Source organism: Pseudomonas sp. NPDC086278, from assembly GCF_050280905.1.
Classification (GTDB): Bacteria; Pseudomonadota; Gammaproteobacteria; order Pseudomonadales; family Pseudomonadaceae; genus Aquipseudomonas.
Window position 1 is genome coordinate 38,506 of record NZ_JBNNWE010000035.1, and the last position, 16,460, is coordinate 54,965.

22 protein-coding genes are annotated in these 16,460 nt (G+C 59.7%); 8 read left to right on the forward strand and 14 right to left on the reverse strand.

Annotated elements, in window-relative coordinates; genetic code table 11:
• Window positions 1-24: 24 nt before the first annotated feature.
• Both ACQKP4_RS13420 and ACQKP4_RS13425 read left to right on the forward strand, forming a co-directional pair.
• The gene (locus ACQKP4_RS13420; protein WP_427633801.1) at window positions 25-570 is read left to right on the forward strand and encodes a gamma carbonic anhydrase family protein; all 546 of its coding nucleotides are present in this window, start codon (window positions 25-27) and stop codon (window positions 568-570) included.
• A 29-nt stretch (window positions 571-599) separates the two neighbouring features.
• Complete coding sequence (locus tag ACQKP4_RS13425; RefSeq protein ID WP_427633803.1) at window positions 600-1,250, forward strand: HAD family hydrolase; 651 nt, start codon at window positions 600-602, stop codon at window positions 1,248-1,250.
• Between the two features lie 169 nt (window positions 1,251-1,419).
• Here ACQKP4_RS13425 and ACQKP4_RS13430 read toward each other — a convergent pair whose 3' ends face one another.
• Window positions 1,420-2,493, reverse strand: coding sequence for an aminopeptidase (locus ACQKP4_RS13430; RefSeq protein WP_427633805.1), 1,074 nt, complete (start codon window positions 2,491-2,493; stop codon window positions 1,420-1,422).
• A 59-nt stretch (window positions 2,494-2,552) separates the two neighbouring features.
• Here ACQKP4_RS13430 and ACQKP4_RS13435 point away from each other — a divergent pair, with 59 nt between their 5' ends.
• Together ACQKP4_RS13435 and ACQKP4_RS13440 are read left to right on the forward strand one after the other, a co-directional pair.
• Window positions 2,553-2,975, forward strand: a complete 423-nt coding sequence (locus tag ACQKP4_RS13435) for a hypothetical protein (protein WP_427633806.1) — start codon at window positions 2,553-2,555, stop codon at window positions 2,973-2,975.
• 40 nt (window positions 2,976-3,015) lie between these two features.
• Window positions 3,016-3,435, forward strand: a complete 420-nt coding sequence (locus ACQKP4_RS13440) for a hypothetical protein (protein WP_427633808.1) — start codon at window positions 3,016-3,018, stop codon at window positions 3,433-3,435.
• 6 nt (window positions 3,436-3,441) lie between these two features.
• Here ACQKP4_RS13440 and ACQKP4_RS13445 read toward each other — a convergent pair whose 3' ends face one another.
• Window positions 3,442-3,681 carry a DUF1161 domain-containing protein gene (locus ACQKP4_RS13445; protein ID WP_427633809.1) on the reverse strand — a complete coding sequence of 80 codons (240 nt, stop codon included), beginning with the start codon at window positions 3,679-3,681 and terminating at the stop codon, window positions 3,442-3,444.
• 149 nt (window positions 3,682-3,830) lie between these two features.
• Window positions 3,831-4,262: an OsmC family protein gene (locus ACQKP4_RS13450; RefSeq protein ID WP_427633811.1), complete on the reverse strand. Its 432-nt coding sequence runs from the start codon at window positions 4,260-4,262 to the stop codon at window positions 3,831-3,833.
• Window positions 4,263-4,506: 244 nt separating this feature from the next.
• Between ACQKP4_RS13450 and ACQKP4_RS13455 the strand changes: the two genes are divergently transcribed.
• Complete coding sequence (locus ACQKP4_RS13455; protein WP_427633813.1) at window positions 4,507-5,508, forward strand: LLM class flavin-dependent oxidoreductase; 1,002 nt, start codon at window positions 4,507-4,509, stop codon at window positions 5,506-5,508.
• Between the two features lie 67 nt (window positions 5,509-5,575).
• Here ACQKP4_RS13455 and ACQKP4_RS13460 read toward each other — a convergent pair whose 3' ends face one another.
• On the reverse strand, window positions 5,576-5,797 hold the full coding sequence (locus tag ACQKP4_RS13460) for a DUF1161 domain-containing protein (protein ID WP_427633815.1): 222 nt from the start codon (window positions 5,795-5,797) through the stop codon (window positions 5,576-5,578).
• A 121-nt stretch (window positions 5,798-5,918) separates the two neighbouring features.
• Window positions 5,919-6,134 (reverse strand): dodecin, encoded by a 216-nt coding sequence (locus ACQKP4_RS13465; RefSeq protein WP_427633817.1) that lies wholly within the window; start codon window positions 6,132-6,134, stop codon window positions 5,919-5,921.
• Between the two features lie 155 nt (window positions 6,135-6,289).
• On the opposite strand from ACQKP4_RS13465, the gene ACQKP4_RS13470 reads away from it, so the two are divergent.
• A complete protein-coding gene (locus ACQKP4_RS13470) occupies window positions 6,290-6,616 on the forward strand; it encodes a DUF883 family protein (RefSeq protein WP_090177306.1) in 327 nt (108 codons plus the stop codon).
• Here ACQKP4_RS13470 and ACQKP4_RS13475 read toward each other — a convergent pair.
• A complete protein-coding gene (locus tag ACQKP4_RS13475) occupies window positions 6,613-7,506 on the reverse strand; it encodes a LysR family transcriptional regulator (protein ID WP_427633819.1) in 894 nt (297 codons plus the stop codon). The two genes, ACQKP4_RS13470 and ACQKP4_RS13475, sit on opposite strands and share 4 nt — an antisense overlap.
• Before the next feature lie 112 nt (window positions 7,507-7,618).
• Between ACQKP4_RS13475 and trpB the strand changes: the two genes are divergently transcribed.
• Together trpB and trpA are read left to right on the forward strand one after the other, a co-directional pair.
• A complete protein-coding gene (gene trpB, locus ACQKP4_RS13480; RefSeq protein ID WP_427633820.1) occupies window positions 7,619-8,854 on the forward strand; it encodes a tryptophan synthase subunit beta in 1,236 nt (411 codons plus the stop codon).
• On the forward strand, window positions 8,854-9,666 hold the full coding sequence (gene trpA, locus ACQKP4_RS13485; RefSeq protein ID WP_427633822.1) for a tryptophan synthase subunit alpha: 813 nt from the start codon (window positions 8,854-8,856) through the stop codon (window positions 9,664-9,666). The genes trpB and trpA overlap by 1 nt, the downstream gene beginning before the upstream one ends.
• 93 nt (window positions 9,667-9,759) lie before the next feature.
• Here the strand turns inward: trpA and ACQKP4_RS13490 are convergent, their stop codons facing one another.
• From ACQKP4_RS13490 to ACQKP4_RS13525, 8 genes are all read right to left on the reverse strand, one after another.
• The gene (locus ACQKP4_RS13490; RefSeq protein WP_427633824.1) at window positions 9,760-11,721 is read right to left on the reverse strand and encodes a DUF4105 domain-containing protein; all 1,962 of its coding nucleotides are present in this window, start codon (window positions 11,719-11,721) and stop codon (window positions 9,760-9,762) included.
• Window positions 11,718-12,038, reverse strand: coding sequence for a DUF2388 domain-containing protein (locus ACQKP4_RS13495; RefSeq protein ID WP_427633825.1), 321 nt, complete (start codon window positions 12,036-12,038; stop codon window positions 11,718-11,720). Before ACQKP4_RS13495 ends, ACQKP4_RS13490 begins: the two co-directional genes overlap by 4 nt.
• A 28-nt stretch (window positions 12,039-12,066) precedes the next feature.
• Entirely contained in the window at window positions 12,067-12,384 is a 318-nt protein-coding gene (locus tag ACQKP4_RS13500) for a DUF2388 domain-containing protein (protein ID WP_427633827.1), read from the reverse strand.
• Window positions 12,385-12,490: 106 nt separating this feature from the next.
• Entirely contained in the window at window positions 12,491-12,808 is a 318-nt protein-coding gene (locus ACQKP4_RS13505; RefSeq protein WP_427633829.1) for a DUF2388 domain-containing protein, read from the reverse strand.
• A gap of 146 nt (window positions 12,809-12,954) precedes the next feature.
• Window positions 12,955-13,164, reverse strand: coding sequence for a DUF1127 domain-containing protein (locus tag ACQKP4_RS13510; protein ID WP_427633831.1), 210 nt, complete (start codon window positions 13,162-13,164; stop codon window positions 12,955-12,957).
• Between the two features lie 257 nt (window positions 13,165-13,421).
• On the reverse strand, window positions 13,422-13,574 hold the full coding sequence (locus ACQKP4_RS13515) for a DUF1127 domain-containing protein (protein WP_427633837.1): 153 nt from the start codon (window positions 13,572-13,574) through the stop codon (window positions 13,422-13,424).
• Window positions 13,575-13,956: 382 nt separating this feature from the next.
• On the reverse strand, window positions 13,957-15,450 hold the full coding sequence (locus tag ACQKP4_RS13520) for an acetyl-CoA hydrolase/transferase family protein (RefSeq protein WP_427633832.1): 1,494 nt from the start codon (window positions 15,448-15,450) through the stop codon (window positions 13,957-13,959).
• A 189-nt stretch (window positions 15,451-15,639) separates the two neighbouring features.
• A partial coding sequence (locus ACQKP4_RS13525) for an NAD(P)(+) transhydrogenase (Re/Si-specific) subunit beta (protein WP_427633834.1) occupies window positions 15,640-16,460 on the reverse strand: 821 nt, incomplete at its 5' end.

The window sequence follows — 16,460 nt, forward strand, 5'->3', positions numbered from 1 at the left end:
TCAGCGACAGAGAGAGAACCTATCGTGACCCTTCGCAAGTATCAGAACCACACGCCACTGTTGGCTAAAGGCGCCTTTGTCGACGGCTCGGCGGTGGTGATCGGCGACGTCGAAATCGGTGAAGACAGCTCGGTCTGGCCGCTGACGGTGATCCGTGGCGACATGCACCGCATCCGCATCGGTGCCCGCACCAGCGTTCAAGATGGCTGCGTGCTGCACATCACCCACGCCGGCCCGTTCAATCCGGATGGTTTTCCCTGCTTGATCGGCGACGACGTGACCATCGCCCATAAAGTGATGCTGCACGGGTGCAGCGTGGGCAACCGGGTGCTGATCGGCATGGGCAGCATCGTCATGGATGGCGCGGTGGTGGCGGACGACGTGATCATCGGCGCCGGTAGCCTGGTGCCACCGGGCAAACGCCTGGAAAGCGGTTTTCTGTATGTCGGCAGCCCGGTGAAACAAATCCGCCCACTGACGGACAAGGAACAGGCCTTTTTCACCTACAGCGCCGGGAATTACGTGAAGCTCAAGAATCTGCATCTGGCTGAAGGCTACGACCGGCTATAAGCCTTCTCACGATTGCCCAGGAAATTTTCATGCATTACCAAACCGTTTTGTTCGACCTCGATGGCACCTTGACCGACCCGCGCGAGGGCATCACCCGCTCGATCCAGTTCGCCCTGGCCAAATTGGGCATCGATGAACCCGACCTGACCAAACTCGAACACTTCATCGGGCCACCGTTGTTGCAGGCCTTCATCCAGTTCTACGACTTCGACGAGCCCAAGGCCTGGGAGGCGGTGAATTTCTACCGCGAGCGTTTCAAAGTGACCGGCCTGTACGAAAATCGCGTGTTCGACGGTGTCACGCCGCTGCTGGAAACCCTCGGCGGGCAAGGGCGCCAGCTGTACATCGCGACCTCCAAGCCATGGATTTTCGCTCGGGAAATCGCCCGGCATTTCGACTTCGCCAAACACTTCAAAGTGATTTACGGCAGCGAACTGGATGGCACGCGCACCAACAAGGTCGAGTTGATCGCCCATCTCATGGCCGAAGAAGGCCTCGACCCGGCCAACACGCTGATGATCGGCGACCGCAAACACGACCTGATCGGCGCGCGCAGCAATGGGCTCGACGCGGCGGCGGTGGGTTACGGGTTTGGCAGCCACGAAGAACTGAGCGCCGAGGCGCCGGCGTATCACTTTGAAACCCTGGATGAGCTGCACCGGGCGTTTTTGCGGCGCTAGGCAAATTGCCTTCGCGAGCAAGCCCGCTCCCACAAGGATTTCCGTGCACCGCAGATCCACTGTGGGAGCAGCCGCGAAAGCCCGCTCCTACAAGGATTTCCGTGCGCCGCAGAGACCCTGTGGGAGCGGGCTTGCCCGCGAAGAGGCCGGATCAGGCACCGCGACCCTCCTACCGTGCCAGTGCTTTCAATGCGGACTTGCGTTCATCCACCGGCAAGGCGCCGAGCTTCTCGGCGGCAGCATAAAACTTCAGCCAATCCCCGCCCTCCTGCTTGAACAGTGCCGCAAACGCCGGCACCCATTGGTCATACAGGCCAAACGGCAATAACCGGGCATTGTTCATCGGTGCGTTGATCCAGGCGTCGTACCGCTTGTCCCCGGCCCATTGGCTGTCGCGCAGCTTTCGGTATTCGCTGCGCAACCGGTCGAATGTTTCGGCTTTGCGCTGACGCATCACCTGCGCCGGCAGCGGCAGGGCGTAGAGCCGTTCAAGTTGCGTGCGGGTGTCCAGAACCAGCTGAACGAACTGATCCTGTCGCTGCGCCTGTGCGCCGTTGTCCGCAGGCAAGTCGCGAAATGCACGCCATTGCCGGGTGCCTTCCTGCTCGACGAAGGTGGCAAACGACTCGTTGAACTCCGTGTCGTCCTGCACATAAACGCGTTGGTGCGCCAGCTCGTGGAAAATCAGCGTGGCCAAGCGCTCATCGCCCCAGCCCATCATCGAGCTGATGATCGGGTCGTCGAACCAGCCCAGTGTCGAATAGGCCTCGACACCACCAATCCAGACGTCCATGCCTTGCAGGCGCTGCAAAGCGGCTTCCCCGCGCGCCGCGCTTTGGCTGTAGTAGCCGCGATAGGCGACGCAACCGGCGATGGGGAAACAGTGGTTCTGCGGTGACAGGGAGAATTCCGGCGTGGCAAACACGTTCCAGACGACGAACGGTCGGCCAATGTCGGCATACAGCCGATAGCTCTGGTTATCCGGCAGGTGCAACTGCTGGCTGGCGAATGTCCGGGCCTTCTGCGATTGGGCCAGATGCGCGCGCAGCTTCTGATCGCGGGATGGGTCGGCAATCACCTCGGCAACGGGCTCGCGCGCCCGCAACAGTTGCAGCTGACCACTGGCCAATTGGCTGTAGTAGCTGACGCTGGCGCAACCGTTGAGCAACAAAAACAGCGCGCCCGGAAACAAAACGCGCAAAACGCGATCAAGTAACCCAAGGCTTGGAAGCGGCCTGATCAAAATAAAATCATCCCCGGAAAGTCTGCCCGCAAGACTATCCCGCTGACTGGAGCTGCGCCATGCACAAGATGATGCTGACGGGAGGCCTGTTGTTGCTGACCGGCTGCGCCGGATTTGGATTGCCTCACCCCGATCCGTCGCAAGCGTGGATCGACCTCGACTCCCGGCAACAAGACACGGCGCTGCAAGCGCTGGAAGTCGACGACAAGGCTTCCACCGACAAACGCTATTTCGAGGTCCAGCCAGGCAGCCATGAGCTGACGGTGCGTTACCAGTTTGCGGTGCAGCCCACCAATATCGGCCCTGACGCGCAGCCTTTGTGGCGTGACTGCCAGTTGAATCTGAAATTCAACGACTTCAATGCCGGCCAGCGCTACCAACTGCAAGCGGGGAACATAGGCTTCCGGCCGTGGGCGAAACTCTACGATCAACAGCAAAAACTGATTGGCCAGGCCAAACCGGCAGGCTGCCAACACACCTGATCGGCGTTATGCTGCATGACCACTTCTCGGGACATTGATCATGCGCAGGTTGTTGCTGTTACTCGCGGCCAGTGTGGTTGCCGGCTGCCAGAGCCCCTTACCGGCGGTTAACCCGCAAATGGCCTGGGTAGACTTTTCGACACCGACCCCCGGTGGGAAATTGCTGATGGCCGAACGCCTGGACAATCAGCGCTTGCGCGACGGGCGTTTCTTCCAGGTCACGCCGGGCAGCCACGAGATGATGGTGCGTTTCGATTTCGAAGTGTTCGGCGGCGGCGGGAGCTTGATGACCGGCCCGATAGAGCGGCTGTGCTACCTGACCATCCGGTTCGACCACTTTGAGGCCGGCCAGCGGTATTTGCTGGAGGGGCGTTCGCTGGCGTTTACCCCCAGCGCCCGGCTGTACAACGCCAAGCGGGAGATTGTCGCTGAAGACAGCGAGGTCAACTGCGTCATCTAGCGTCGATCAGCGGTCGTTCTTCTGATAGATGATGGCTTTCCTGCCGTAATCACACGTGCCGACGATCATGGCAATGTCGTGTTTCTTGGCCTCTTCGCTGGAAACTATCTCCAGCGTGTACGAGGGTACGGCCTTTGCTTGAATCTTGATTTCGATCTCTTGCTTGAGTTCTTCGCAATCTTTGGGCGCCGCGAAGGCCGAGGTTGCCAGCGCACCGCAGATAACCGCCAAGGCAATACGTTTCATCGTTGAAGCTCCTTTGAGGCAGCGCGCAGGGTGATGCGCTTCAGCTGCTGTCATTTATCCGACCACAGCGACACTCGCCGGGTTTTCTTTGCGCGCAAAAAAATCGCAGCCTGTCGAAGGCTGCGATCTTTTATCACGTCAACGCCGGTTTAGCTGATCAGCGTTGCATCCAGGCTGATCTTCGCGTTCAACACTTTCGACACCGGGCAGCCTTCTTTGGCTTTATTGCTCAGTTCTTCGAATTGCGCCTGGGTCGCTCCCGGGATTTTCGCCTTGAGCGTCAACTTCACAGCGGTAATCGCAAAACCGCCGTCCACCTGGTCCAGCGTGACGTCGGCGTTGGTATCGATGCTGTCAGCCTTGAGGCCGGCATCGCCGAGGATCATCGAAAACGCCATGGAGAAACAGCCCGCGTGGGCCGCGCCGATCAGTTCTTCCGGGTTGGTGCCTTTGCCGCCTTCGAAGCGCGCCTTGAAGCCATAAGGGGCTTCCCGCAGCACACCGGTTTCGGTGGAAATGGAGCCGATGCCGGTTTTCAGGTCACCTTCCCAATGCGCCGATGCTTTCTTGGTAATAGCCATGTCTGCCTCCTCAAAGTCCGGCGCGAAGTGTCGCGCCTTCGTGGTTATCGGTTGCTAGGGTTCTGAGGATAGACGGTGGTGCAAAGTTCACCCGATCTGATTAGTCCTACTAATTTCGTAGGTTTTTTTGCCTTGGCTATTGAAACTCGGGTATATGCCCTCATTGCATGAAACACGCTTATGGATCCGGCAGGTTTTCGTTTACAAGAAAAAACCTGCGGCCCTCAATTGGAGAAGCAGGTTTATGAAACATCTGTCCGATATCAAATTCTCGACCCTCGATCTGGTGCCCGTGCGCGAAAACGGCAGCCCGGCCCAGTCGCTGCGCAACTCGCTGGACCTGGCGCAGCACGTCGAAAAATTCGGCTACACCCGCTTCTGGGTGGCCGAGCACCACAACATGGACGGCATCGCCAGTTCGGCAACGTCGGTGCTGCTGGGCTATCTGGCTGGCGGCACTTCGACCATTCGCGTCGGTTCAGGCGGCGTGATGTTGCCCAACCACGCGCCGCTGGTGATTGCCGAGCAGTTCGGCACCCTCGAAAGCCTTTACCCGGGCCGGATTGACCTCGGTTTGGGACGCGCGCCTGGCTCCGATCAAATGACCGCTCGCGCGCTTCGTCGCGAGCGCTCCGGCAGCGCCGACGACTTCCCCGAGGACGTCTCCGAACTGATGCGCTACCTCGGCCCGCGCACCCCGGACCAGCGGATCATCGCGATGCCCGGCACCGGCACCAACGTCCCGGTGTGGCTGCTCGGTTCGAGCCTGTTCAGCGCACAGCTGGCCGGTGAACGCGGTTTGCCCTACGCGTTCGCCTCCCATTTCGCACCGCGCTTCATGCATGAAGCGATTCGCGTCTACCGCAATCACTTCAAGCCTTCAGCGACCCTGGACAAGCCTTACGTGATGCTCGGTGTGCCGCTGGTGGCCGCCGACACCGACGAGCAGGCCGACTACCTGGCGACGTCGGTCTACCAGCGCATTCTCGCGTTGATGCGTGGCCAAAGCCTGGTGCAGCGTCCGCCGGTGAAAACCATGGACGGGTTGTGGCTGCCGCACGAGAAAGAAGCGGTTGGCGATTTCCTCGGTCTGGCCATGGTCGGCAGCCCGCAGAAAATCCGCGCCAAGCTCGAAGTCCTGATCGAACAGACCCAGGCCGACGAGCTGATTTTCACCAGCGACCTCTACGAACACGCCGATCGCGTGCGTTCCTACGAGTTGCTGGCGCAAGCCATGAAAGGCTGAGGCCCGAGCGGCGCTTACAAAAAAGCCGACGCATTGCGTCGGCTTTTTCATTTAAAGCGCGATCGGCCTACTTCTTGTAGACGATCTCCTTGGCACCGCCTTCGCATTTGCCGACAACGTTGCCGCCTGCGGCCGCGCCTTTATCGACTATTTCCAGTGAGTAGCCAGAAACGCCCTTGGCATCCAGCTTCGCGGCGATTTCGGCTTTCAGCTCTTCGCATGGCTTGCCGGCAGCAAACACTGTGCCTGCAAGGCTCAACAAACCTACCGCCAAAATAAACTTCTTCATCGGTCGCATTCCCTGGTCGGATCAAAAGGGTATCCAGCCATCGGCCGGATGCACACATGTAGCGCTTTGCCATTCCCTATGGCACTCGGCCAGCGCGCAAGTTCAGAAGACTAGCTCAAACTCAGCTGCTGGCAATCCGGAACCCGACTTTGAGCGTCACCTGAAAGTGCGCCGCCTTGCCGTCCTTGATGTGGCCGCGGGTTTCCGTCACTTCAAACCATTCCAGGTGCTTGATGCTTTTGCTGGCTTCAGCCAGCGCATTGTTGATGGCGTCTTCAATGCTGGTCGCGGATGAGCCAACCAGCTCGATTTTCTTGTAGGTGTGATGGTCAGACATGGCGTTCTCCTTGGGGTGTGAAATACAGCCTAGCAGTGATTTTTCGTATTACTTCTGTCGGCCAATACAAGGCAGAAGTTCAGATTTACTGCACTTTCTCGAACCCGTGAAGTCCCAACCAACACACGCTACTCAACCAATGCAGGAGAGCCACCATGGCCAACACTTCTTTACGTAAAGCCTCATTGCAAAGCATGGAAGCCGAGATCGAGAGTCTGCTGAAATCTTTGGAAAGCCTGAAAGACGACGCCTCCGACGAGTCGCGCAAAACTTTGAAAGCCTTGAAAAGCAACGCCGAGAACGCGCTGAAGCATTCGCGTCACCTGCTCAGCGATGCGTACGAAGAAGTCAAAGTCAAAACCCGCGAAACCGGGATCGCCACCCGTGACTACGCTCAGGAACACCCTTGGACCACCGCGGGTGTCGCTGTCGGCGCGCTGGGTCTGCTCGCGGCGTATCTGCTGTGCAAACGCGGCGATTAATCCGCTTGGCGCAGCTCGTTTTTCAGCCACTGCGCCAATTGCCGAGCGCGCCCGTCCGCGGCGCGCTTGGGTAGCCACAACGCCAGTTGCGCCGGGGTTTCCCTGAAACCCCATGGCGCAACCAGGCGGCCGGCCTTCAAGTCCTCGGCCACCAGCGGTTGCGGCGCAATCGCCACGCCCAGCCCGGCGACGGCCGCTTCCAGCAAATAATACAAATGCTCGAAACCTTGCCCGACCTTCAACGCCTTGGAGTCGAGGCCGCTTTGCCGCGCCCAGCTCGGCCAGGCTTGCGGGCGCGAGGTGGTGTGCAGCAAGGGTTCGTCGAGCAGCGCGGTGGCTGGCGCATGTTGCAGCCTGTCGAAGCCGGCGAATCTCGGGCTCATGACCGGGCCGATCCGCTCGCTGGTCAATTCATAGACTTGCATGTCCGCGGGCCATGGCGGCTCCGCGAACACCAGCAATGCGTCGAGACCCGGCCGGCGCGGATCGAGATCACCTTCTCCGGCGGACAGGTGCAGGCGCAGGTCGGGCAGGTCCGCGTTGAGCCGTCCCAGGCGCGGGATAAACCAGCGCGCCAGCAAACTGCCCGAGCACCCGAGGACGAACGGCGCATCGGCAGTGCTTTGGGTCAACTCCGCGCACACCGTGCGTAGCCGTTCGAACGCTTCGCCGCTGGCATCGCGCAACCGGATGCCGGCATCTGTGAGTTTAAGGCCGCGCCCCTCCTTGATGAAAAGGCTGACGCCGAGGTGTTCTTCGAGCAGCTTGAGCTGACGGCTGACCGCACCATGAGTGACATGCAGCTGTTCGGCCGCCTGACTGACGCTGTTCAGGCGGGCGGTCGCTTCGAAGGCGCGAAGGGCGTTCAGCGGTGGAAGGTCGTGGCTCATGGTATTTGTGAGTTTTCCTGACAGGTTGCGGCGATCTTATCGGTTTTCAGCTCAAGGCGTCAGGGGTAGAGTGGGCGCCATTGTCATCTCACGCACTCAACTGGAGCGACCCATGACCCAGACAAATTTGCGCACCGGCCCCGACACCAACGGCATGTTCGGTTCGTTTGGTGGCCGCTACGTTGCCGAAACCCTGATGCCGCTGGTGCTCGACCTGGCCCGTGAATACGAATTGGCCAAGGAAGATCCTGCGTTCAAAGAGGAATTGGCCTACTTCCAGCGTGACTACGTCGGACGTCCTAGCCCACTGTATTACGCTGAACGCCTGACCGAGTTCTGCGGCGGCGCGAAGATCTACCTCAAGCGTGAAGAGCTGAACCACACCGGCGCGCACAAGATCAACAACTGCATCGGCCAGATCCTGCTGGCGCGGCGCATGGGTAAAAAACGCATCATCGCCGAGACGGGTGCTGGCATGCACGGCGTGGCGACCGCCACCGTGGCGGCGCGTTTTGGCCTCGATTGCGTGATCTACATGGGCACGACCGACATCGAACGGCAGCAGGCCAACGTGTTCCGCATGAAGCTGTTGGGCGCCGAAGTGATCCCGGTCGTGGCCGGCACCGGCACCCTGAAAGATGCAATGAACGAAGCGCTGCGTGACTGGGTGACCAACGTCGACAGCACCTTCTACCTGATCGGCACTGTCGCCGGTCCGCACCCTTATCCCGCTATGGTTCGCGACTTTCAGGCGGTCATCGGCAAGGAAACCCGCACTCAACTGCAAGACCAGGAAGGCCGTCTGCCGGACAGCCTGGTGGCGTGCATCGGCGGTGGCTCCAACGCCATGGGCCTGTTCCACCCATTCCTCGACGACAAAAGCGTCGAAATCATCGGCGTCGAAGCGGCCGGCTACGGCATTGAAACCGGTAAGCACGCGGCCAGCCTGAACGGCGGCGTACCGGGTGTGTTGCACGGCAACCGTACCTTCCTGCTGCAGGACGATGACGGCCAGATCATCGACGCGCACTCGATTTCCGCCGGCCTCGACTACCCGGGCATCGGCCCTGAACACGCCTGGTTGCATGACATCGGCCGGGTCCAATACACCTCTGTGACCGACGACGAAGCCCTCGACGCGTTCCACAAATGCTGCCGCCTGGAAGGAATTATCCCGGCACTGGAAAGTGCTCACGCCTTGGCCGAAGTGTTCAAACGCGCACCGAACCTGCCGAAGGAGCACCTGATGGTGGTCAACCTGTCCGGCCGTGGCGACAAAGACATGCAAACCGTGATGCACCACATGGAGCATTCTCAACAAGAGCAATCCAAGCAGGAGAAACACTAATGAGCCGCCTGCAAACGCGTTTTGCCGAACTCAAGGAACAGAATCGCGCCGCCCTCGTGACCTTCGTCACCGCTGGCGACCCGAGCTATGACACGTCGCTGGCGATCCTCAAAGGTTTGCCGGCGGCCGGTGCCGATGTGATCGAGCTGGGCATGCCCTTCACCGACCCGATGGCCGACGGCCCGGCGATCCAGCTCGCCAACATCCGTGCCCTGGGTGCCAAGCAGAATCTGGCGAAAACCCTGCAAATGGTTCGCGAATTTCGTGAAGGCAACAGCGATACGCCGCTGGTGTTGATGGGCTATTTCAACCCGATCCACATGTACGGCGTGCCACGGTTTATTGCCGATGCGAAAGAGGCTGGGGTTGACGGTCTGATCGTGGTCGACATGCCGCCCGAGCATAACGGCGAACTGTGCGACCCAGCGCAGGCGGCGGGCATCGACTTCATCCGCCTGACCACGCCGACTACCGACGATGTGCGGCTGCCGACCGTTTTGAACGGCAGCTCCGGTTTTGTCTATTACGTCTCGGTGGCCGGGGTAACCGGCGCGGGTGCAGCGACGCTGGAACACGTTGAAGAAGCCGTGGCGCGGCTGCGTCGTCATACCGACCTGCCGATCAGCATCGGTTTTGGCATTCGCACGCCAGAGCAGGCGGCGTCCATCGCCCGTCTGGCCGACGGTGTGGTGGTGGGGTCGGCGCTGATCGATCACATCGCCAATGCGACGACGCCGGACCAGGCAATCGACGGCGTGCTGGGCCTTTGCTCGGCGCTGGCCGAAGGCGTGCGCAAGGCACGCGTCAGCTGAAGGTAAAGGGCCTGATTCAGAGGAATCAGCGCCTCGCGGCACAGTGTAAACAGCAAGACTGAGGGCTTCGGGGCTATGTCCCGAAGCCCTTTTTCATGGCAGCTCCAATCCGCCCGCTGCTTTGTGCAGCTTCCTCAGATGCTCACCCACCTGCTTCAGGTTGGCTTCGTTGGCTTCCATCTCGGCTGCACGACTGGGTTCGAGCAACGCTCTCACTTCCTTGTCCAGATCCCCGGTCAGCACTTGCAGTTGCTTCTGGCGCAGGTTGCTTTCCGATTCCAGGCGTTGCCATTCGCCTGGCTGGGGCAAACCGTAGCCTCCAGTGCCGAGCAGTTCCGCCGGACGGCTGAGGAAGCCGCTGTTCTCCAGAATCTGCTGCAAGGTCTTGTTGGCCTTGTCCATGCCGCCGTTCTTCAATTCACGGGCGCCTAGATACCGTTGCTTCACTTCGTCCTGAGCCAACACCAATTGCTGGCGGAACGCCGCTTGTTCCAGCAGCAGCAATGCCGCGCTGGTGCGCAAATCAGCTTGTTCGAACCATTGCCGACGTTCTACGGCTTTTAATGCCAGCCAGTCTTCGACTTTTTCCTGTTTGATCGGCAAGTGCTTCTTCAGCACGTCGAACATCGCTTGGTAACGATCGCGGAAAGAGTCGAAGCGATAGCCCAGGCGCAGCGCCTCGCGAGGATCGTCCAGCACGCTGGTGTCGGCCAGTCCGCGTCCCTTGAGCACTTCGAGCAAGCCATTGGGCATGATGCTGTCGAGCCCGACCAGTTGCGCGTTGTTGGTGCCGCTGCGGAGCAATTTCAGGCCTTCTACCGCGCAGTTGTTGGACAGGAAGAAATAGTTGCCGTCGTAGCTCCAGTGCATCTCGGCGGCGTGTTCCACCACGTCTTCGATTTCGCTGCGCGACAGGTTAAGCGGTACCGAGGCGAGGCTGCGCAGTTCGGTTTTGGTGTACTCGTCGATCACCTGCGCCAGGGGCAGCACAAACAGCCGCGAGGGATATTTGCCGACCAATCCGTCCCAGCTTGAGAGCTGCACATCACCGACGAAGGCGCGGTAGGACAAGACCAGGTGCTGATCGAGATCGAGACGGCAGTCCGGCCCGCGTGGCCGCCCCGGCGCGCAGATCACCAGCCGCAACATGCTGTGGCCCCAGCGGCTGACCCAGTTCTGATTGGCTTCGGCCAATAAATAGTCAACGGCGTAAACCCGTTCGGGATCGACTTGCCCGAGGGGTTGTTTGACGAAGTCATTGCCAGCATTCAGGAAGGCGAAGGATTTGGCACAGGAATCCTTGGCGGCCGGTGCCCAACCGAAGTGTTCCTGGTAATAGCGATACAGCGCCGGCCGACGGCAGGCGTAGCTTGGGTCGAGGAGGAAATACTCCATGTTGACCGCCACAAATTCCTTGGGGCTGCTGATCTCGTAAATGTCCGGGCTGCGGGCGATCTGCCGATTGTGCTGTTCGCGCTCGCCACGACGCCCGACGTATTGCTGCCAACCGGCGAGATCCAGCAGGCGCGGATCATCGCTGAGAGTAAAGCGCCGATCGGCCTGGCCGCGGCACTCGTCCGGGATGCCAACCAGTCCGGCGCTGTTGCTGCGCCGGGTACAGCGTTGGATCAACGTGCGCTCGGCGTCTGGCCACAAGCGTGAGCGGTCGTAAATGTGGGTGAGTTCGTGCAACACCGTGGCGAGCATCTCGCGGCGAACGGTGCCGTGGGGGCGATAGGTTTTCTCGGTTGCGGCGCTGCCATCGGTCAGGCTGGCGAGCAGGTTGCGGTTCAGGTCGAGTTCGGACACCAGCGACGCCTGGCCGTAGGCATTGCTCGGCATGTCGTCTGTCCAGCCGACGTCGATGCGCCGGTCCAGTTGCTCAATGAAACGCGGCGGCAGCGCCTGCATGGCTTCATCGAGCAGTGCCTGGCTGGCCTGCTGTTGCGCTGGCGTCAGGCCTTCAGTCTTGAGCTGTAGTTGCAGACCGGCGTGGGCCGTGTTGCCGAACAGCAACACGACCCCGGCCAGAAGCCAGGCATTCAGCAACCTCACAGTGCGAGGATGGCTTCGGCGAGTACCTGATCACTGGCGTCGCGTGCTTCCGGCACCCGGATGCGCAATGTGTTGAATGCCGCTTCCAGATGGGCGCCACGAATATCGCCATCGCTGGCGACGAAACTGGCGGCATCGTCATGGGCTTCGCGAATGATCTTCGAGTCGCGGATGGACGTCGTGGTATCGGAAGTGAAATCCAGGGTACGCCGTGTGGCGTTGATGAGGATGTTACTGGTGGCAACCAGGGTGTGCGCCTGGGCCACGTCAGCCAGTAACAGCAAGCCAAGGGTGGCGGCAATCAGCGGGCTACGCATGGAACGACTCCGGAGGAACAAGGGATAACTATTGGACGAGAATTGCCTGTGCCAGTTCAAGGTCGCTTGCATGAAGTTTTGGCTGGGTTCGGCGCAGGTGAGCCAGAGCGGATTCCAGTCGTGCTCCCCGCCATTGGCCGTCACTGGCGACGAAGGCTGCGGCATCATCGTGTGCCGCCAACAGTAGCCGACGGTCGAAGGGCGCGGAGGTCACCACACTGGTGGCATACCCCGTGGCCACAATGCCTTGTGTCGAAAGGTTGAAGGCGTCGTAGGCATGAGCCGAACCCGACCAGCCGGCCGTCAGAAGTATCGGGGTGAGCAACAGCTTCGAATAAAAACGCATGAGACTCGATAGTTGACAGCGAGGCCCAAGGCTAGCGCAACGCCCGGTCTAGAGCCAGCGCCGAAACATCGGGACACGCGGAGGTGCCCCTTGTCGCGCGTATGGCTCAGATGGTCAGGATGGCTTGAGCCAACTGAGCATCCGTCGCGTTCAATTGCGGTGCCTGGTGGCGGATGTGGTCGAGAGCGCTTTCCAGTTTCACACCACGAATAGCGCCTTCACTGGCTACGAAGCTGGCTGCGTCGTCGCGGGCTGCGCGCACGATCTTGTCATCACGGAAAGAGGAGGTGACGTCGGAGGTTGCGTCGGAACTGGATTTCAGTGCGCCAACGACGGCGTCGGTGGTCACGATAAAACTGGAGGCCTGGGCATTGGCTGCCAGGACGAGCAGAGCTGCGGCGCTGAGCAGACGAAGACGGGACATGGTGTAACTCCTTTGAATAAAACCGATTGAGAGGTGGCGCAGTGTCTGATGGATCAGACGCCTGTTGCGCAGCCTTCGCCACGTTCTGGCCTGATATTAGGCTGCACGTCTCGGTTAGAACAGTCCCGCTTGGCCAGGCAGAACCGTCAGCGCCAGAACGGTTTATCCAATTCACTTGCACGATCCGCGTCGCTGATGCCCAGGTCAGAAAGCTGGCGGCCATCGAGTTGACTCAGCAATCGCCGGGTTCTGGCTCGTTCCAGGCTGTTGGCGATGGCGCGAGGCAATGAGCGAAGCCATTGGAAGCGAGGCGTTGATCGGGGCGTTGAGGCAGAAACATCCAGTAAGTTATTCATGGCGCTGTCCTTGTGCTGATGAAGGAAGGCTTTATGTTGAGCCGGTCCTCGCCACCTAAACAGACACACCGTGAAGAAATTGTACTGGTTCAATTAGTTAAATTTGAAAACTGTACCTGTTGTATCAAGTGCCTATTGTTTTGCCGTCACGGAACGCCCAAACGACAAAGCCCGCCGTGGTTTCCCACGGCGGGCTTTGTTTTTTCAATTTGGAGTGCTGGCGGTGGACCCGGTGGGTCAGGGCCAGCGACGCTAACTTAGCGCCAGAACGGCTTGCTCAGCTCTTCGTAGCGTTGTGCTTCGCTAATCCCTGCGTCAGCCAGCAGACGCGAATCCAGACGAGCCAGTTGATGGCGGCTGGAGATGCGGCGCTGCCACAGCATCAGGTTGGCGATAGCGCGAAGAGGCATGGAGCCTTGGGATTTTGCAGCAGTATCTTCGAAGAACAGCTCGGAACTGAGTGTACGTTCCATGGTTGACATCCTTCCGCTTATGGCGGGATTAGGTAGTGGTTTGACTGGTGCCCATGATCCTCTCGTTTGGCCAGTCTCTCTAGATACAGTTCACCTGTATTGTGAGGGACCAGTTAACTGTTAATAGCGGGTGTACTGGTCGAAATTGAGGCAACTGTACCTATGCGCACTAAATAAGTGCAATTTTGCCAATTTGACTCAAATGTGTAGCCGATCACTGTAGGAAAAGACCGGTACAGCAGTACAGTTTTTGACGGTCGAGGCCGTCATCAAGAACGGCTGACACAACTGTGTGTGCGCCAGCTGTTTTTTCCTGCGATCAGCTGGTCAACATCCGCCCGGTTTCTTCCAGGTTTATGTGCCAGCGCAGGGCGTCGCGCAGGATATGCGGGGTGTGCCCACCCAGTGCACAGGCCGCCGTGAAGTAATCATCCAGTGCCTGGCGATAGTCGGGGTGTACACAGTTGTCGATGATCACCCGGGCACGTTCACGCGGTGCGAGTCCCCGCAGGTCCGCCAGACCCATTTCGGTCACCAGGATGTCGACGTCATGTTCGGTGTGATCAACGTGGCTGACCATCGGCACCACACTGGAGATTGCGCCGTTCTTGGCGATCGATTTGGTGACGAAGATTGCCAGGTGCGCATTGCGTGCAAAGTCACCGGAGCCGCCGATGCCATTCATCATGCGAGTGCCGCAAACGTGGGTGGAGTTGACGTTGCCGTACAGGTCGAATTCCAGCGCGGTGTTGATGCCGATGATACCCAGGCGACGCACCACTTCCGGGTGGTTGGAGATCTCCTGTGGGCGCAGCACCAGTTTGTCCTTGTAGTGTTCAAGGTTGCCGAACACTTCGGCGTTGCGCCGGGCCGACAAGGTGATCGAACTGCCCGAGGCAAAGCTCAGCTTGCCGGCGTCGATCAGGTCGAAGGTCGAATCCTGCAACACTTCGGAATACATGGTCAGGTCGTCGAACGGTGAATCGATCAGGCCACACATCACCGAGTTGGCGATGGTGCCAATCCCGGCCTGCAAGGGACCGAGCTTGTTGGTCATGCGCCCGGCCGCCACTTCTTGCTTGAAGAAATCGATCAGGTGATCGGCAATCGCTTGAGTGTCGACGTCTGGCGGCAAAACCGTCGACGGCGAGTCGGACTGATGGGTGATCACAATGGCGACGATTTTTTCCGGCGGGATCGGGATGGCAGTGCTGCCGATACGATCGTCGACCTTTACCAGCGGAATCGGCGTGCGGGTCGGGCGGTAAGTCGGAATATAGATGTCGTGCAGGCCTTCCAGATTCGGGTTGTGCGCCATGTTGATCTCGACGATTACATGTTTGGCGAAAATCGCGAAGCTGGCCGAGTTGCCGACTGACGTGGTCGGCACGATGTGGCCCTGTTCGGTGATTGCCACTGCCTCGATCACCGCGATGTCCGGCAGTTTGAGTTGCTGGTTGCGCAGTTGCTCAACGGTTTCCGAAAGATGCTGGTCGATGAACATGACTTCGCCAGCGTTGATGGCCTTGCGCAATGTGCTATCGACCTGAAACGGCATGCGTCGTGACAATACGCCGGCTTCGGTGAGCTGTTTGTCGAGGTCGTTGCCCAGGCTGGCACCGGTCATCAAGGTGATTTTCAGCGGGCTGACTCTGGCGCGTTCGGCCAATGCGTGCGGGACGGCTTTAGCTTCGCCGGCGCGGGTGAAGCCGCTCATGCCGACGGTCATGCCGTCCTCAATCAGCGCGGCAGCGTCGGCGGCGCTCATCACCTTGTCCAACAACGAAGGCAAGCGAATACGGTCACGGTACATGGATTGTTATCTCGGGTAACGGAAGCAAGGCACGCAGTCTAGTGAATTTGCCGGCTGCCCGTCCCGCTACCAAGGTCGCATTCGACGCGTCTATTCAGGGGTTTTCAGACAAAACACCGTTACGCGATCGGTAACAGACGCAAACAAAAACGCCCCGACGAAGCGGGGCGTTCAGGTTGCAGCAGGGGATTACTCGACGGCTTTAACCATGTCTTCGATGACTTTCTTCGCGTCGCCGAACACCATCATGGTCTTGTCCAGATAAAACAGTTCGTTGTCCAGACCGGCATAGCCGCTGGCCATCGAACGCTTGTTGACGATGATCGTCTTGGCCTTGAACGCTTCGAGAATCGGCATGCCGGCAATCGGCGATTTCGGGTCGTTCTTCGCGGCCGGGTTGACCACGTCGTTGGCGCCCAGCACCAGTACCACGTCGGCCTGACCGAACTCGGAGTTGATGTCCTCCATCTCGAACACCTGGTCGTAAGGCACTTCGGCCTCGGCCAGCAGAACGTTCATGTGGCCAGGCATCCGACCGGCAACCGGGTGGATCGCGTACTTCACGGTCACGCCGCGATGGGTCAGCTTCTCGGTCAGCTCTTTCAATGCGTGCTGCGCTCGTGCCACTGCCAGGCCGTAGCCCGGAACGATGATCACGGTATCGGCGTTGGTCAGCAGGAAGGTTGCGTCGTCAGCCGAACCGGATTTCACCGGGCGGGCTTCCTTGGCGCCGGCTGGACCGGCATCGGCGGTGTTGCCGAAACCACCGAGCAGCACATTAAAGAAGGAACGGTTCATCGCCTTGCACATGATGTACGAGAGGATCGCACCGCTTGAGCCCACCAGCGAACCGGCAATGATCAGCATCGAGTTGTTCAGCGAGAAGCCGATCCCCGCCGCCGCCCAGCCGGAATACAGGCCGGTGATGCCGGCACCGATCACCAGCCAATCGGCTTTTTGCGAGCCCTTGAGACGATCACGCGAGGGCGCGCTCCCTGCTTGCGCGATCC

What these genes read in the sequence shown, in the direction of transcription:
- ACQKP4_RS13425 (WP_427633803.1), top strand. Translation starts at nt 600, where the DNA reads ATGCATTACCAAACCGTTTTGTTCGACCTCGATGGCACCTTGACCGAC.
- ACQKP4_RS13435 (WP_427633806.1), top strand. Translation starts at nt 2,553, where the DNA reads ATGCACAAGATGATGCTGACGGGAGGCCTGTTGTTGCTGACCGGCTGC.
- ACQKP4_RS13440 (WP_427633808.1), top strand. Translation starts at nt 3,016, where the DNA reads ATGCGCAGGTTGTTGCTGTTACTCGCGGCCAGTGTGGTTGCCGGCTGC.
- ACQKP4_RS13445 (WP_427633809.1), bottom strand. Translation starts at nt 3,681, where the DNA reads ATGAAACGTATTGCCTTGGCGGTTATCTGCGGTGCGCTGGCAACCTCG.
- ACQKP4_RS13450 (WP_427633811.1), bottom strand. Translation starts at nt 4,262, where the DNA reads ATGGCTATTACCAAGAAAGCATCGGCGCATTGGGAAGGTGACCTGAAA.
- ACQKP4_RS13455 (WP_427633813.1), top strand. Translation starts at nt 4,507, where the DNA reads ATGAAACATCTGTCCGATATCAAATTCTCGACCCTCGATCTGGTGCCC.
- ACQKP4_RS13460 (WP_427633815.1), bottom strand. Translation starts at nt 5,797, where the DNA reads ATGAAGAAGTTTATTTTGGCGGTAGGTTTGTTGAGCCTTGCAGGCACA.
- ACQKP4_RS13465 (WP_427633817.1), bottom strand. Translation starts at nt 6,134, where the DNA reads ATGTCTGACCATCACACCTACAAGAAAATCGAGCTGGTTGGCTCATCC.
- ACQKP4_RS13470 (WP_090177306.1), top strand. Translation starts at nt 6,290, where the DNA reads ATGGCCAACACTTCTTTACGTAAAGCCTCATTGCAAAGCATGGAAGCC.
- ACQKP4_RS13475 (WP_427633819.1), bottom strand. Translation starts at nt 7,506, where the DNA reads ATGAGCCACGACCTTCCACCGCTGAACGCCCTTCGCGCCTTCGAAGCG.
- trpB (WP_427633820.1), top strand. Translation starts at nt 7,619, where the DNA reads ATGACCCAGACAAATTTGCGCACCGGCCCCGACACCAACGGCATGTTC.
- trpA (WP_427633822.1), top strand. Translation starts at nt 8,854, where the DNA reads ATGAGCCGCCTGCAAACGCGTTTTGCCGAACTCAAGGAACAGAATCGC.
- ACQKP4_RS13495 (WP_427633825.1), bottom strand. Translation starts at nt 12,038, where the DNA reads ATGCGTAGCCCGCTGATTGCCGCCACCCTTGGCTTGCTGTTACTGGCT.
- ACQKP4_RS13500 (WP_427633827.1), bottom strand. Translation starts at nt 12,384, where the DNA reads ATGCGTTTTTATTCGAAGCTGTTGCTCACCCCGATACTTCTGACGGCC.
- ACQKP4_RS13505 (WP_427633829.1), bottom strand. Translation starts at nt 12,808, where the DNA reads ATGTCCCGTCTTCGTCTGCTCAGCGCCGCAGCTCTGCTCGTCCTGGCA.
- ACQKP4_RS13510 (WP_427633831.1), bottom strand. Translation starts at nt 13,164, where the DNA reads ATGAATAACTTACTGGATGTTTCTGCCTCAACGCCCCGATCAACGCCT.
- ACQKP4_RS13515 (WP_427633837.1), bottom strand. Translation starts at nt 13,574, where the DNA reads ATGCCTCTTCGCGCTATCGCCAACCTGATGCTGTGGCAGCGCCGCATC.
- ACQKP4_RS13520 (WP_427633832.1), bottom strand. Translation starts at nt 15,450, where the DNA reads ATGTACCGTGACCGTATTCGCTTGCCTTCGTTGTTGGACAAGGTGATG.